Source organism: Paenibacillus sp. FSL L8-0333 (assembly GCF_037965665.1).
In the GTDB taxonomy this organism is placed as follows: domain Bacteria; phylum Bacillota; class Bacilli; order Paenibacillales; family Paenibacillaceae; genus Paenibacillus_AQ; species Paenibacillus_AQ odorifer.
Window position 1 is genome coordinate 1,829,463 of the sequence record NZ_CP150186.1, and the last position, 14,687, is coordinate 1,844,149.

The following is a 14,687-nucleotide window of genomic DNA, read 5'->3' on the forward strand; positions in this document are numbered from 1 at the left end:
TCAAGGGGAGTTATCTACAGGGCAAAAAGGAGCGTGGTTCCAAGCTTTGGATTTGCTTAAGGCGTTGTGGCAAATATTTTATAGTGGGAGGTTAAGTATGAAGAACAATGCAAAGCGTTTTTTTAGTCTTTTATTTGTGTTAATACTGATCATTTCGACTGTAACAGCATGTAGTGGCAACAGTGCAAACAATGGGGCTGATAACGGTGGCTCCAACAACAAAGAGAACGAGAGCACAGCCAAAGACCCGGTTGAGTTTACAGATATCAGCGCAGACATACGCGGCAATACAGCCCCAACGCAAGAGCAAATCGACGAAGTTAATCATTCCTTGAATGATACATACCTCGGCGACGTTTTCGATGAAGTCATTCCAAATGATTACTCAGCTTATCCTGTTAAAGGTGATGTGGTTCTGGATGTATGGATGCCTGCGAATTCCAATATTCCGGATATGAACAATCATGCTGTCCAGAAGCAGGTGGAGCAATTAACGGGAATCAAAGTAAACTTCATCACGCCGCCAATCGGCCAGGAAGCGGATGCCTTCACGCTGATGATCTCCTCCGGTGAACTGCCTGACATTATCATTGAGCCGGGACGTTATCCGGGAGGTTTTGAAGCGGGCGTAAATGACGGCGCTTATATCGATCTGACAGATCTGATGGAGAAAAATGCTCCGAACTATACGAAGTGGCGCAATTCGGATGAATCAAGAAGAAAAACCACGGTCACGGATGACGGCAAGCTGCTTGGCTTTTATGGCATCGCCCCATATTCAGAGTGGACTTGGTTTGGAACGTTGATTAAGCAAGAGGCGCTGGATAAAACAGGGCTTGAAGTTCCAAATACGATTGATGAATGGCATACCTTCCTGACAAAAGCAAAGGAAGTCGGATACAAAGCACCACTTAATTACGGCTCTACTTACGGCCAGATTTTTACCGGCATCATAAATGGCGCATATGGAGTATGGGATTGGACGTTCCTTGATGAGAATGGCAAAGTGGCCTGGGGGCCAGCACAGCCGAAAGCTAAGGAATATTTGACCACCATGCAGCAATGGAACAAAGAAGGATTACTGAACCCGGACTGGGCAACGGCAGACTTTAACCAGAGAATGGCGAGTGCCATTTCGGGAGATACCGCGATGATGATGGACTCTCCGGATACGATGTGGAGTTATTGGAAAGAGCAAAGCGGTATCGACTTTGTGGGGGCACTGAACCCGGTTCTAAACAAAGGAGATAAGTCCGCAACCACGTACAAAAATTTCAAAAGAGCGGGGATCGAAGCTGCGATCACAACGCAAAGCAAAAATGTAGAAGCGGCAATGGCTTGGCTTGATTTTAATTACAGTAAAAAGGGCTGGGAATTGATTAACTTTGGTGAATACGGCACGGTCCACCTGATTGATGACACGGGAATGCCTTATTATCCAGAGAACAGTTATATCTTTAAAGACCCTGAAGGCCAGCCCGTATCGACAACCTTATGGAAATACCGGATGCACAACTGGCCGGATATCCGGGATGAGCATCATTCCAACCCGCTGATCGCTGCCAAAGGAAGTTATTCGGGAGACATTCGCAAGAATTGGACAGAAAATATGGACACCAGTATGGCTATGCCACCTATTTCCTTTACCAAGGATGAAGCTTCGCGGGAAGCCGAGCTTGGAAACCAGCTGTCGACACTGCGCGGAGAGTATTTTGCAAAAATCATAATGGGAGACCTGCCGGTAGATGCCTATGATAAATTTTTGAAAGAAGCTCAGAGCATGGGACTGGAAGAGTTTTTGAGTATCCATCAGGCAGCCTTAGATCGATATAACAAACGATAGGTGGTTGTTTTATGGAAATATTACGAAAAAACAGAGCGATAAAGCCCATTCCTCAGGACGCCAAACCTAAAAATACCAAGCTAGTGATTAAGAAGGATTTGAAAAAGAACTGGTTTGTCTATCTGTTGGCCGTCCCTGTTGTAGCATGGTTCCTGATTTTCTGCTACGGGCCGATGTGGGGGGTTATGATCGCCTTCAAGGATTTTAAACCCCTGCTGGGGTTTGGCCAGAGCGAGTGGGTAGGGTTTAAGCACTTTATTGATTTTTTCCAAGGGCCTTATTTCTGGCGGGTCGTTAAAAACACCCTTCTCCTCAATGTTTGGGGGATTGCCTTTGGATTTACAGCCCCGATTATTCTGTCCTTGATGCTGAACGAAATCCGTGGGGTTAAGTTTAAAAAAGTGGTCCAAACGATCACCTATATGCCGCACTTTATTTCCCTGGTGGTGGTATGCGGGATCATTCATATCTTTGCCGCAGATGAAGGGATTATCACGCAAATCCTGCAATTTATTACCGGAAAAGAGTACTCTTCACTGCTCGGCTACTCTTCGTTCTTCCGGCCGATTTATACCTTCTCCGGCATTTGGCAGAGCATCGGCTGGGATAGCATCATCTACCTTGCGGCGATGAGTTCCATCGATACTTCATTATATGAAGCTGCTGAAATTGACGGAGTGGGACGGATTAAAAAAATGTGGCATATTACGCTGCCGCAGATCAGCCCAGTTATCATCATTCTGTTTATTTTTGCCATCGGCGGGTTGATGTCATCCGGGTACGAGAAGATTATCCTGCTGTACAATCCTCTGATCTATGATACGGCGGATGTTATTGCCTCTTATGTTTATCGTCGCGGTTTAAGAGAAGCCAGTCTTAGTTATTCTACGGCTGTGGGCTTGGTCAGCTCAATCGTTAACTTCGGGCTGCTCTGGATGACAAATACAATAGCCAAACGCAGGTCCGAGGTCAGCTTATGGTAAGAAAGAGGGACAGCTATGAAAGATAATTTGCAGCGTAAAACGAAAAAAAGACGAAAACATAAATCCATCGGCGACAGAGTGTTTGACGGCACGCTTTATACTCTGCTGACCGCATTAACCTTGGTGTGTTTTTATCCGATCCTGCATATCCTGTTTGCTTCCGTCAGCGACCCCGGCATGTTGATTGCTCATAAAGGGATTTTGCTGAAACCGCTGGGGTTCACTTTGGATGGCTATAAGCTGGTGTTTAAAGATAACAGTCTGATCAACGGCTATAAAAACACGATTATATATGTAGGGTTAGGCACATTAGTCAACATGATCATGACCATTCTGGGAGCTTATGTATTGTCCAGACGAGGTTTGTATTTTAAAAACTTCATCATGATCCTGATTACAATCACCATGTTCTTTGGTGGCGGGTTGATTCCTTGGTTCTTATTAATGAAGGATATTGGTTTGTACAATAATTTGTGGGCCATGATTTTGCCAAGTGCTTTAAGCACATGGAACATTATTATTTTACGAACTAGCTTTCAAGCCATTCCGCAGGAATTGGAAGAGGCGGCTACTATTGACGGGGCAAGTCAGGCCCATATTTTAACGAATGTGATTCTACCGCTGTCCAAAGCTACGCTGGCCGTAATCTTTTTATACTATTTAGTGGGGAACTGGAACTCATGGTTTAATGCGATGGTGTTGTTGAAGGACAGACAGCTGTTCCCGCTGCAGCTATTAATGAAGGAAATATTAGTAGCTAATGATGCAACCGCAACCTCGATCGGCAGTGCAGGCGGGGTAGTCATCGATAGTGCCCAGAGCCAGACGGCTTTCCGCGAGCTGGTTAAGTATTGCGCGATTGTCGTTTCTACGCTTCCTATATTAATGGTATATCCTTTCTTGCAAAAATATTTTGTTAAAGGTGTTTACGTAGGTTCGATTAAAGGATAGCGGGCAAAAAAACAAGTTCATCTTATATAGAAATTATTTAATAGGAGTGAAGTACACCATGTTGACAGAAGCAAGCAGCACATCCGTTCCACGTCCAGAATATCCAAGACCCCAATTTGCCCGTAAGGATTGGCTTAGCCTAAATGGAGAATGGGATTTTACGTTTGATGATGAAGATGTCGGTGAGGAAGAACAATGGTATCGGGCGGACACAAAGGGTTTATTTTCACAGGTTATTCAAGTGCCCTTTGCGTTTCAGAGCAAGCTGAGCGGAATTGAAGATCCTTCATTTCATGATGTTGTGTGGTATAGAAGAACTTTCGAAGTTCCTGAGGGTTGGAACGGGAAGCGGATTGTCCTCCATTTCGGCGCCGTTGATTATTTGGCAAAAGTCTGGGTGAATGGTCAGCTGGTGGCCGTGCATGAAGGCGGACATACGCCATTTCAGGCCGATATCACTCCTTCGCTGATCAAAGGAAATAATACCATTATACTGCGCGCAGAGGATTTCAGCCGCGATGTCACCTTGCCGCGGGGCAAGCAATATTGGCTGGAGCAGTCTGCTGCCATCTTTTATACCCGCACAACCGGAATCTGGCAGAGTGTCTGGCTTGAACCGCTGTCTGCAGTGCATCTGAGTAAAACTATGATGACACCTGATATAGACCGCAATGAAATCCGGCTTCGGACCTTTCTGCAAGGATTTAAGTCTGCTGATCCGCTCAAGCTGCGCATAACGGTATCGTATGACGGTGAAGTGATCGCAGAGGATCAATATATGATCAAGAATGCAGAGCAGCTGCGGGCTATCGGCTTGGGGGATTTTGCGGATCATGGTCTTGGACGTTTATGGAGCCCTGAGCATCCGAATTTGTATGATATTCAATTCCAATTGCTTCGGAATGAGGAAGTAATTGATGAAGCGGCGAGTTATTTCGGCATGCGCAAGGTGTCGATTGAAAATGGCAAGCTATGCTTGAATAACCGCCCATATTTCCAGAGACTGGTGCTGGATCAGGGGTACTTCCCTGACGGGATACTAACCGCACCTACAGACGAAGAGCTGAAACGTGATGCCCAGCTGACGAAGGAAATGGGCTTTAACGGGGTGAGGAAACATCAGAAGACAGAAGATCCCCGGTTCCTGTATTGGTGTGATAAGCTCGGCCTGCTGGTATGGAGTGAGGCAGCCAATGCTTACGAATATTCCGAGGAGTATGTCCGCCGCTTCACGAAGGAATGGCAGGAGATCATCGAGCGCGACTATAACCATCCTTGTATCCTGACCTGGGTTCCGCTTAATGAGAGTTGGGGGGTTCCCAATGTCCAGATTGATACACGCCAGCAGCAGCACGGATTGGCAATGTATCATTTAACGAAATCCTTGGATGAGATGAGACCTGTTGTGTATAACGATGGGTGGGAGCATATGACTACAGATTTGGTGACTATTCATGACTATGAGAGCCATCAGGAAGTGCTGGAGGATAGATACGCCACGGTTGAATCTTCTGTAAATGCGATGCCGGCCAACCGCAAAATATTTGTCGGTGGAGCTTCGTATCAAGGCCAGCCGATTCTCGTATCCGAGTTTGGTGGAATTGCCTTCAAGAAAAGTGAGTGGGAGGGCTGGGGTTATTCTGGGGCAGAGAACGAAGAGGATTTCCTGATGAAGCTCAAGGCTGTGGTTGACCCGATGTTCACTTCCCCGGTGATCCAAGGTTATTGCTATACCCAGCTGACGGATGTCGAGCAGGAAATCAACGGACTGCTCACCTATGATAGACAGCCCAAAGCTCCGCTTGAAGCGATCCGCAACATCATGATGCATATCAAATAAATAACATTTATTAAAAGGAGTTACACCATGACACAACAAGCAACGCTTCCGCGTCCTGAATATCCCCGCCCTGACTTTGTTCGACCAGAGTGGATCAATCTGAACGGCCAGTGGCAATTCGAAATTGATCATGGCAAAAGTGGGAAGGAACGCGGATACCCTGTTAACGAACATAATCTCTTAGGGACAATTACTGTGCCCTTCTGTCCGGAAAGCAGGCTGTCCGGCGTAGAATACAAAGATTTTATGGCTGCTGTATGGTATAAAAGGGAGTTTACCGTGCCGGAGAACTGGACAAATGGCAGAGTTATCCTTCATTTTGGCGCCGTTGATTATATGGCGGAGGTCTGGGTGAACGGCGTATCCGTAGGTACGCATCGCGGAGGATATACTCCGTTTAGCTTTGATATTACTTCTAATCTTTTAGCGGGCAGTAATGTGATTACTGTATATGCTGAAGACGACGTTCGATCGGGGCGACAGCCGCGGGGCAAGCAGAGTGAACAGTTCCATTCGCACGGCTGCGACTATACACGCACTACAGGAATCTGGCAGACGGTATGGCTTGAGCAAGTGCCTGAGACCTATCTGTCTAATCTGAAAGTTGTCGCTGATCCCGACAATGGCTGTGTGCACCTCGAAATGAAGGTACAAGGGAACGTTGCGGGGGACACGCTTAGCGCTGCTGCTCTTTATGGCGGCAAACCCGTCGGGGACAGCAGTGTGATTGTTTCCGGGCCCTCTATAAAACTTACGATTCCACTGTCAGAGATTCACTTATGGGAAGTTGGAAACGCCAGATTGTATGACCTGAAGTTATCCTTGCATTGTCAGGGACGGGAGAGTGATGTGGTCCATTCTTATTTTGGACTCCGCACGGTACGACTGGATGGGATGGCATTCCGGATCAATGGGAAATCCTTATTTCAGCGGTTAGTACTGGATCAAGGTTTTTATCCGGAGGGAATCTATACCGCTCCTACTGATGAAGATCTGCGCAGAGACATCGAAATCTCAATGGGGCTTGGCTTCAATGGCGCGAGACTTCACGAGAAGATCTTTGAGCCGCGTTATCTTTATTGGGCTGACCAATTAGGTTATCTTGTCTGGGGAGAACATGCCAATTGGGGGCTGAATATTACTGGAGCGGATAGCCTGTCTCACTTCCTGCCGGAATGGCTCGAAGGTATGCAGCGTGATTTCAATCATCCCGCGCTGATCGGCTGGTGCCCTTTTAATGAGACATGGGATCGGGACGGTGTGAAGCAGCATAACGCCGTGCTACAGATTGTTTACGACGTAACAAAACGTATGGATCCAACACGTCCCGTAATTGATACAAGCGGTAACTTCCATGTGGCTACAGATATCTTCGATCTTCATGACTATGACCAGAATCCGCAGACGTTCCGGGACAGATATGAACCGATGAAGCATGGCGGCGAAGTATTCAATACCTTCCCGGATCGCCAAACGTATGAAGGTCAACCTTACTTCATCAGCGAATATGGCGGAATTTGGTGGAACCCACAGCAGAAAGATGAAAAATCATGGGGGTATGGGGACAGACCGACCTCAGAGCAAATGTTTATCGAACGCTACGAGGGGTTGACGAATGTTCTATTAGATCATCCGCTGATGTTTGGATTCTGCTATACCCAGCTGTACGATGTGGAGCAGGAAGTTAATGGACTGTATACTTATGACAGACAGCCGAAGTTCGATCCTGAGCGTATCCGCCGCATCAATGCGCGTAAGGCTGCAATTGAAGATTAGAGGCGCTACGTAACTATTCATTCGAAAGGAATGTGATAGATTATGAAAGTGAATTTCCGGCAAAAATGTCTGGTAGCCTTAAGTGTTCTTCTTATTCTTCCAATGGGGAAGGTGACCTTAGCTGTCTCTGATCATAATGACTTTTACAACGTGGTTATGCAGGACGGGGCGGACCCATGGGTGTATAAACATACAGATGGCTTCTATTATTTCACCAAAACAACAGGTGGCAATGTTACTCTCTGGAAGTCAGCCCAGTTGACCACTATTGATGCAGCGCCTACTAAAGTTGTCAACACGGGCGGTAGCGGCATCTGGGCGCCTGAGCTACATTATATAAACGGAGCTTGGTATATCTACTATGCGATGGACGACGGAGATAACGTAAACCACCGCATGCATGTAATGGAGAACACAGCGGCAGACCCGATGCAGGGAACTTGGCAGTACAAAGGCCAGATCACAGATTCAAGCAATAAGTGGGCTATAGACGGTACTGTGCTGCAAGTGAACGGCGAGCTGTATTTTATCTGGTCCGGCTGGGAGGGGAATGTTAATGTGCGGCAGAATCTCTATATCGCGCATATGAGTAATCCCTGGACCATTGATTCCGAACGCGTAGAGATTTCAAGACCAACGTATAGCTGGGAAACGATTCATTCCCCAAATGTGAATGAAGGACCGCAGGTGATTATAAATGGAGAAGTCATTAGTTTGGTCTACTCGGCAAGTGGAAGCTGGACCAATGATTATTGTCTGGGACTGATCACCGCAGACATCTCCAGTGATCTGTTAGATCCGGCATCATGGAATAAACGCAATCAGCCTATCTTTTCCTCGGGCAATGGACTTTACGGACCTGGACACCATTCGTTTACTAAGTCTCCTGACGGCCAAGAGGATTGGATCATGTACCATGTCGCCAAATACAATAACGCTGGCTGGAACCGCGAGGTGCGGATGCAGAAATTCAGCTGGAATGCTGATCATACACCTAATCTGGGCATTCCCGTTGACCCTAATCTTCCGATAACTTTGCCTTCAGGTGAAACCATGCATACCCGCTACGAAGCGGAAAAAGGGACATTTGGCGGCGATGCCTATGCCTCTTCGAGTCCCAAGGGATCGGGTGGGCTTAAGGCGGGTCATATTGATACGCCGGACAGTTACGTGGAATTTTCAGTTGATACGGTTGCCGCAGGCGAATATATTCTTTTGGCTCGAACGGCGAATGGAACGGCTGGCGGGAATTGGTCGAATTTTCAGCTTAGTGTCAATGCAGGACCTTCCAGCCCATTCTATATCACCAATAAAGGGTGGGAGAATTGGGGGCTGTCCACAGCCCGGATTCAACTGAAAGCAGGCATGAACAAGCTTCGTTTTACCAAAGGCGAAGGTTACGGAGAAATTGATTTCATTGATATTAAGCCATTGTGAATCGAACAAACCTAAGAGACCTACGAGATGGCTTCCGGTTTTCCGGAGGTCATTTCTAGGTGAAAGAGCCTGTAGTTGTAATTGTTTTTCATCTCATTAAGAAGTAAGATTAGGATAATTATTAGGATACAAGGAGAGCTGATTTGTGCTGGAACTTAGCTTAAACGACCCGGAAAAATTAGTCACAGTAACGCATGCTTTATCAACCCGTTCTAGGGTTGATATACTTCGGCTCTTAAACTCCAAAAACTTAAATATTATTGAAATCGCTGAGAGGCTGAAGCTTCCAGTGTCGACGGTAGCAAGCAATATTAAAGTATTAGAAGCAGCAGAGTTAATTCATACAGAATTGCTTCCGGCTTCACGCGGGGCGATGAAAGTTTGCAGCCGGAATTATGATGATCTTCATATTGCCTTGAATTTAAAAGAGCCGATGCCAAAGGGATTAACTCATGTCTATGAAGTAGAGATGCCGATCGGTCATTATAGCGACTGTGAGGTATCTCCTACTTGCGGAATGGCTAATAGCGAGGGTCTTATTATCAAAGAAGATGAACCGTCGAGCTTTTATCACCCTAAACATGTCAACGCTCAGCTGATCTGGCTCCGCAAAGGATTCCTGGAATATTTGCTGCCTATGGATATCCCCTCCGGAGCACAAATTGAATCGCTGGAATTATCCATGGAGATCTGTTCGGAAGCTCCGAATTATGACCAGAACTGGCCTTCGAACATTTCCGTGTGGGTGAATGGATCGGAGATTGGCATGTGGACCAGTCCCGGTGATTTCGGTGACCGGCGGGGCAAGCTGAATCCGAACTGGTGGTGGGATGGATCCACACAATACGGGTTTCTCAAGACCTGGCGTGTTGACCATGAAAAGACGACACTTGATATGGAGAAGGTGTCGAATGTTTCCTTAAATGATCTTCTGATTAACCGGAGCCCCAAATTGCGGCTGCGCATTGGAATCAATCCCGATGCAGTTCATCAAGGTGGACTTAACCTGTTTGGGCGCCAGTTTGGCGATTATGAACAACATATTATGATGAAGGTAAAATATACAATGGATCAGGATGAAGTAGAACTTTAGCTTAGGAGATGGATAAAGCAAGGCGGTGCCTCGGAAACGAATCTTCGTATCCAGGGAACCGCCTTGCTTTGTTTGTTCTGGATGTAAAATCAGAGTGTGCGGCGTAGGGCGGCACGCTGAAGGGTGATCATCCAGTCAACGGACGGCTCAACCAGCGGGTGAAAGAGCCGTTTAACTGACGGCTGAGCCAGCAATACGGTGAATAATACGGCGGTGAGCAGCAGGACTACTGCCCCAGCAGCATTGCCAATATAGGTGTAAATCCCAGAAACGGCAGCCAGACGAACGATAAAACCATGAAGCAGGAAGACATACAACGTGCGGCGTCCCCAGTCGGTCATGCGGCTCGCTCCGTAAGGTACAAGACCGAGGAAAGCGAGTGAAGCGACAATTTGTAGTCCGTACAGTCCCAGGCGGTATACGCCTGCATACCATACATTGGCATCAAGCTGCATATAGGTCATGTTGCCATATAACCAGCCAAAGGGAAATCCTGCTCCCCATGTAGCCATGATGGCAAGGAGTAGAACGGAGGCTGCTGCTGCAAAGATTTTGATATATTTCTGATAGAGCTTGACGAAGGTTTCGAAGGAGAAATGATAGCCGATAATGAAAAAAGGCAAATATACAAAGGTACGGCTGATGCTAAACCATACACCGTCCAGCTGGAGATATCCCACAGCCACCCCCGCTGTTACAGCGAAGAGGAGCTTAGCGGTTATTGACCATCTGCTCATTCCGAGCATCAGGAGGCGCCAGCAGGCATGACTGGCCAGAAACCATAGGAGCAGATAGGGTGCGAAAATGGAATGCTGGATGTTGCTTACATGAAAGAGGGAAACGTCGAGTGCGGAATATAAGCTTTGAAAAATGAGGTATTGCAATCCAATTTGCAGCAGCATTTTGCGGCCGGTAGTTCCGGCAAGGCTTTTTCTGGCGAAATAGCCGGTCACCAGTACGAACAGCGGCATGTGAAAGCTGAAAATCCACATATATAATCCGTGTATTCCGCTCATTTTGTTAATCAGAGGTTCAATTGCATTACCGGCAAAAACAGTGATAATAAGCATAAAACGCAGGTTGAGAAAAAAGGTTTCTCCGCGCGTTTCCAGCGAGTTTTCCCCTACCATGATTTAGCCTCCAAATTATGCTGTATGCAAATTAATTTAATTTTAAAATACTAGATTTTCTTTGATTTAATTGTGAATTAAATCACAATAGAAAGCGTTATCATGTGTGCGAAATGTGGCGATGTGTTGAAGGTTGTTAGAATAGAGGGATTCCACTATAATTTTTATATGCATTAACATCTGGGAGTGGAACATGTTGAAGAGAAGAATAACTAAGCGTCGCGTCGCTATTTTTGTATTGATTATTTTAGTTGTAGCCGGGTTGCTGTTATGGAAGTATTTAACGCCATATGCACCGGCTCAAGAAGCCGAAACCGCACTGATTTCAAGTGGTGGAGTTACCGTCGAACAGAATGATAATTGGATTTCGTTCGAACCTTCCATTACTAAAGGCGCCTCGATTATATTTTATCCTGGGGCTTTGGTTAAACCGGAAGCTTACTCCCCTCTTGCGAAGAGCGTCGCTGCTGCAGGGCATCCCTTCTACATCGCCAAAATGCCGTTTAATTTAGCCGTAACGAAGGGGGATGCCGCAGAAGAGATTATTCGTGTACATCCGAAACAATCTTTTGTGCTGGGTGGACATTCACTTGGGGGTGTCATGGCCTCACGTTACGCAATTGAGCATACGGACCAGCTGGAAGGTGTATTTTTCTTAGCCTCTTATCCAGATGAAAAGGGCAGTCTACGAGAGACTACTTTGTCAGTGTTATCGGTTGTGGGTACTGAGGATCAAGTGATTGACAGAGACAGCTACAACAAAGGGCGCTCCTATCTGCCAGATAATACAGTTTATAGTTCAATTGTAGGTGGGAATCATGCGCAATTTGGCAGCTACGGGCCTCAGAAGGGGGACGGCGAAGCCACAATATCCGAGCAAGAGCAGCAGAGTCGCACAGTAAGTGCCCTGTTGGATTGGCTGGGAAATCTGAGGTAGTTACGGGTCATTCAACAGAGGGAGGAAACAATTCATGCCAGTATTACACATTAACGATGAATGCGTTCCCTGCTCTGGAATATTGTTTGATAAAGATGGGACGTTACTCGATCTATTAGCCACCTGGGGGAATTGGGCGGAGCTTGTGCTGCGCGGACTGGAAGATCAACTAGCGATCATGGGAGCGGGATTTATTGTAGAGCGCAGCAAGGTGCTGGGTACGCAACATGATCCGCAAGGGAAGTTAATAGGGTACGACCCGGCGGGGCCGCTTACCATGGCTACAGAGGAAGAAAGTTACGGTGTACTCGCGTGGCAGCTATATGCAGCAGGAGTTCCTTGGAATGAAGCGCTGACCCGTGTGAAAAGCATAACTAAAAACGCAATGTACGAATTACGCCGACGCCGTATGGCACAGCCTTTAGCGGGACTTTATTCTTTTTTGGAGCAATGCTCTGCGGCATCCCTTAAGCTTGGCGTGGTTACCTCCGATGGGGCAAAGACCACTGGAGAGCATTTGGAATGGCTTAATGTGGCAGGCTATTTTGATTCGGTAGTTACTAGGGACAGGGTAAAAAACGGAAAACCCGCTCCTGAAATGGCTGAATTGGCCTGCCGGGAGCTAGGGCTTTCGCCTGAAGAGACGATTATTATTGGGGACAGTAATGCCGATATGCAATTAGGTAAAGGTGCAGGGCTTCGCCTCGCAATTGGGATTTCCGCCAGTGGTGATGGGGAGCACCTTATAGACGCAGATGTAATCATTTCCGGTTTTAATGAGCTTCGGATCACTTACTGATCAGCTAATAAAAGGAAAGGATGTGCTACTTAGTATGGATCAATTGCAGACACTTGCTTCTTGGATCAAAGAAAGTGACAACATCGTTTTTTTCGGAGGGGCGGGTACGTCGACAGAGAGTGGAATTCCCGATTTCCGCTCCGCAGCTGGATTATATCAAACTCAGCACAATTCACCTTATCCACCTGAAGTGATGCTGAGCCGCACTTTTTTCATGTCCTCACCGGACATTTTTTTTGATTTTTACCGCAGTAAAATGATTCATCCAGAGGCCCGTCCGAATGGTGCGCACCAGCTACTAGCGGAATTGGAACAGCAGGGGAAGCTGAAGGCGGTGATTACGCAAAATATTGACGGCCTGCACCAGCAGGCGGGTAGCCGTAGTGTACTTGAGCTGCATGGTTCGATCCATCGCAACTATTGTATGGACTGCTCACGGTATTACGGGCTGGATCAACTGCTGGAAATGACTGAGATCGTTCCTCGCTGCCCGGAATGTGGCGGAATTATCAAGCCGGATGTGGTTTTATATGAAGAAGAATTGGATCATTCCGTGCTTATGGGCTCTGTCGCAGCGATTGCCTCTGCAGATATGCTTATTATTGGTGGAACCTCGCTAACGGTTCAGCCTGCGGCCAGTTTGGTGACTTATTTCCGTGGCAAACGTACGGTGCTGCTGAACGGAGATCCCACACCTTATGATGACCGGGCGGATCTGCTGATTACAGATCGAATTGGAAAAGTAATGGGCAGTGTCAAGGATCTATTAAGCTAGATGGAAAAAGCTGTCCTTTGGTTTCTCTTGCCAGATTATTATTACGCTCAGAAGTTTAAAGATAAGGTAGGCTCACAACAGCGTGTAATGAGAGGCAGGGATAAGCAATGGTATATGTAGCAGACGATAAACGGTATGACAACATGCGTTATAATCGTTGCGGGAACTCAGGTCTCAAGCTCCCAGCAATCTCATTAGGATTATGGCAGAATTTTGGTGGAATCGATAATTACGAGAACGGCAGAGAAATGATCACTCGTGCTTTTGATCTTGGAATTACCCATTTTGATCTGGCCAATAACTATGGTCCACCAGCTGGTTCAGCAGAAGAGCTGTTCGGTAAAGTTCTTGCCAATGATATGTTTCCTTATCGTGATGAAATAGTGATCTCTACAAAAGCAGGGTATAACATGTGGCCCGGCCCTTATGGCGAATGGGGTTCGCGTAAATATATGCTGGCTAGTCTGGATCAGAGCCTGAAACGGCTAGGCCTAGATTATGTTGATATTTATTACTCTCATCGTCCAGACCCGGAAACACCGCTTGAAGAAACCATGCAGGCATTGGATTATGCGGTACGTTCTGGCAAAGCTTTATATATAGGACTATCCAACTATAATGCGGAGCAGACGGCTGAAGCCCTCAGCATTCTAAAAAGCCTGGGCACACCGCTCTTAATCCATCAGCCTAGTTATTCTATGCTCGATCGTTGGATTGAGGGCGGCTTACAGGATGTACTGGAACAAAGTGGTGTAGGAAGCATCGCTTTTACACCTCTGGCTGAAGGTTTGTTAACCAACAAATACTTGAATGGTATTCCAGAGGGATCAAGGGCTGCCAAGCCGTCTGCCGCCTTGAATGAGAGCCGGATTACACCGGAGGTGCAGCGGAGGATTCGCGCACTTAATCAGCTTGCGGTTTCGCGAGGACAGAGTCTGGCTCAGTTTGCACTGGCTTGGACACTCCGGGGGGGCAAGGTTACTTCTGCCCTAATTGGAGCAAGCAGAGTGGATCAGATTGAAGAGAATATAGCTGCTTTAGCTAAGCCTGATTTCAGTCCAGAGGAGTTAGAGCGGATTGAAACGATTCTAAAGACAGAACTATAGCGTATTGAACACAGTAA

At 46.8% G+C, this 14,687-nt stretch carries 12 protein-coding genes; 11 read left to right on the forward strand and 1 reads right to left on the reverse strand.

Features of this window, described 5'->3' with window-relative positions:
- The first annotated feature begins 97 nt into the window (after positions 1-97).
- The 7 genes from NYE72_RS07930 to NYE72_RS07960 all read left to right on the forward strand — a co-directional run bounded on the left by NYE72_RS07930 (position 98) and on the right by NYE72_RS07960 (position 9,923).
- The gene (locus NYE72_RS07930; protein ID WP_036680971.1) at positions 98-1,843 is read left to right on the forward strand and encodes an extracellular solute-binding protein; all 1,746 of its coding nucleotides are present in this window, start codon (positions 98-100) and stop codon (positions 1,841-1,843) included.
- A gap of 11 nt (positions 1,844-1,854) precedes the next feature.
- Entirely contained in the window at positions 1,855-2,826 is a 972-nt protein-coding gene (locus tag NYE72_RS07935) for an ABC transporter permease subunit (protein ID WP_036680973.1), read from the forward strand.
- Between the two features lie 15 nt (positions 2,827-2,841).
- On the forward strand, positions 2,842-3,777 hold the full coding sequence (locus tag NYE72_RS07940; RefSeq protein ID WP_036680976.1) for a carbohydrate ABC transporter permease: 936 nt from the start codon (positions 2,842-2,844) through the stop codon (positions 3,775-3,777).
- A gap of 58 nt (positions 3,778-3,835) precedes the next feature.
- Entirely contained in the window at positions 3,836-5,617 is a 1,782-nt protein-coding gene (locus tag NYE72_RS07945) for a sugar-binding domain-containing protein (RefSeq protein ID WP_339211682.1), read from the forward strand.
- A gap of 27 nt (positions 5,618-5,644) precedes the next feature.
- Positions 5,645-7,393 carry a sugar-binding domain-containing protein gene (locus tag NYE72_RS07950; protein WP_339211683.1) on the forward strand — a complete coding sequence of 583 codons (1,749 nt, stop codon included), beginning with the start codon at positions 5,645-5,647 and terminating at the stop codon, positions 7,391-7,393.
- A gap of 42 nt (positions 7,394-7,435) precedes the next feature.
- Positions 7,436-8,830: a family 43 glycosylhydrolase gene (locus NYE72_RS07955; RefSeq protein ID WP_339211684.1), complete on the forward strand. Its 1,395-nt coding sequence runs from the start codon at positions 7,436-7,438 to the stop codon at positions 8,828-8,830.
- A 145-nt stretch (positions 8,831-8,975) separates the two neighbouring features.
- Positions 8,976-9,923: an ArsR family transcriptional regulator gene (locus tag NYE72_RS07960; protein WP_036680981.1), complete on the forward strand. Its 948-nt coding sequence runs from the start codon at positions 8,976-8,978 to the stop codon at positions 9,921-9,923.
- Positions 9,924-10,012: 89 nt separating this feature from the next.
- Here the strand turns inward: NYE72_RS07960 and NYE72_RS07965 are convergent, their stop codons facing one another.
- Entirely contained in the window at positions 10,013-11,053 is a 1,041-nt protein-coding gene (locus NYE72_RS07965; protein WP_036680982.1) for a fucose 4-O-acetylase, read from the reverse strand.
- Positions 11,054-11,246: 193 nt separating this feature from the next.
- Between NYE72_RS07965 and NYE72_RS07970 the strand changes: the two genes are divergently transcribed.
- From NYE72_RS07970 to mgrA, 4 genes are all read left to right on the forward strand, one after another.
- Positions 11,247-11,990, forward strand: coding sequence for an alpha/beta hydrolase (locus NYE72_RS07970; protein WP_076104930.1), 744 nt, complete (start codon positions 11,247-11,249; stop codon positions 11,988-11,990).
- A 34-nt stretch (positions 11,991-12,024) separates the two neighbouring features.
- Positions 12,025-12,789: an HAD-IA family hydrolase gene (locus NYE72_RS07975; RefSeq protein WP_076104931.1), complete on the forward strand. Its 765-nt coding sequence runs from the start codon at positions 12,025-12,027 to the stop codon at positions 12,787-12,789.
- A 34-nt stretch (positions 12,790-12,823) separates the two neighbouring features.
- Positions 12,824-13,564 (forward strand): NAD-dependent protein deacylase, encoded by a 741-nt coding sequence (locus NYE72_RS07980; RefSeq protein ID WP_076104932.1) that lies wholly within the window; start codon positions 12,824-12,826, stop codon positions 13,562-13,564.
- 107 nt (positions 13,565-13,671) lie between these two features.
- The gene (gene mgrA, locus NYE72_RS07985; protein ID WP_036680989.1) at positions 13,672-14,670 is read left to right on the forward strand and encodes an L-glyceraldehyde 3-phosphate reductase; all 999 of its coding nucleotides are present in this window, start codon (positions 13,672-13,674) and stop codon (positions 14,668-14,670) included.
- Positions 14,671-14,687: the final 17 nt, after the last annotated feature.

What these genes read in the sequence shown, in the direction of transcription:
- NYE72_RS07980 (WP_076104932.1), top strand. Translation starts at nt 12,824, where the DNA reads ATGGATCAATTGCAGACACTTGCTTCTTGGATCAAAGAAAGTGACAAC.
- NYE72_RS07950 (WP_339211683.1), top strand. Translation starts at nt 5,645, where the DNA reads ATGACACAACAAGCAACGCTTCCGCGTCCTGAATATCCCCGCCCTGAC.
- NYE72_RS07940 (WP_036680976.1), top strand. Translation starts at nt 2,842, where the DNA reads ATGAAAGATAATTTGCAGCGTAAAACGAAAAAAAGACGAAAACATAAA.
- mgrA (WP_036680989.1), top strand. Translation starts at nt 13,672, where the DNA reads ATGGTATATGTAGCAGACGATAAACGGTATGACAACATGCGTTATAAT.
- NYE72_RS07955 (WP_339211684.1), top strand. Translation starts at nt 7,436, where the DNA reads ATGAAAGTGAATTTCCGGCAAAAATGTCTGGTAGCCTTAAGTGTTCTT.
- NYE72_RS07965 (WP_036680982.1), bottom strand. Translation starts at nt 11,053, where the DNA reads ATGGTAGGGGAAAACTCGCTGGAAACGCGCGGAGAAACCTTTTTTCTC.
- NYE72_RS07945 (WP_339211682.1), top strand. Translation starts at nt 3,836, where the DNA reads ATGTTGACAGAAGCAAGCAGCACATCCGTTCCACGTCCAGAATATCCA.
- NYE72_RS07970 (WP_076104930.1), top strand. Translation starts at nt 11,247, where the DNA reads ATGTTGAAGAGAAGAATAACTAAGCGTCGCGTCGCTATTTTTGTATTG.
- NYE72_RS07930 (WP_036680971.1), top strand. Translation starts at nt 98, where the DNA reads ATGAAGAACAATGCAAAGCGTTTTTTTAGTCTTTTATTTGTGTTAATA.
- NYE72_RS07975 (WP_076104931.1), top strand. Translation starts at nt 12,025, where the DNA reads ATGCCAGTATTACACATTAACGATGAATGCGTTCCCTGCTCTGGAATA.
- NYE72_RS07935 (WP_036680973.1), top strand. Translation starts at nt 1,855, where the DNA reads ATGGAAATATTACGAAAAAACAGAGCGATAAAGCCCATTCCTCAGGAC.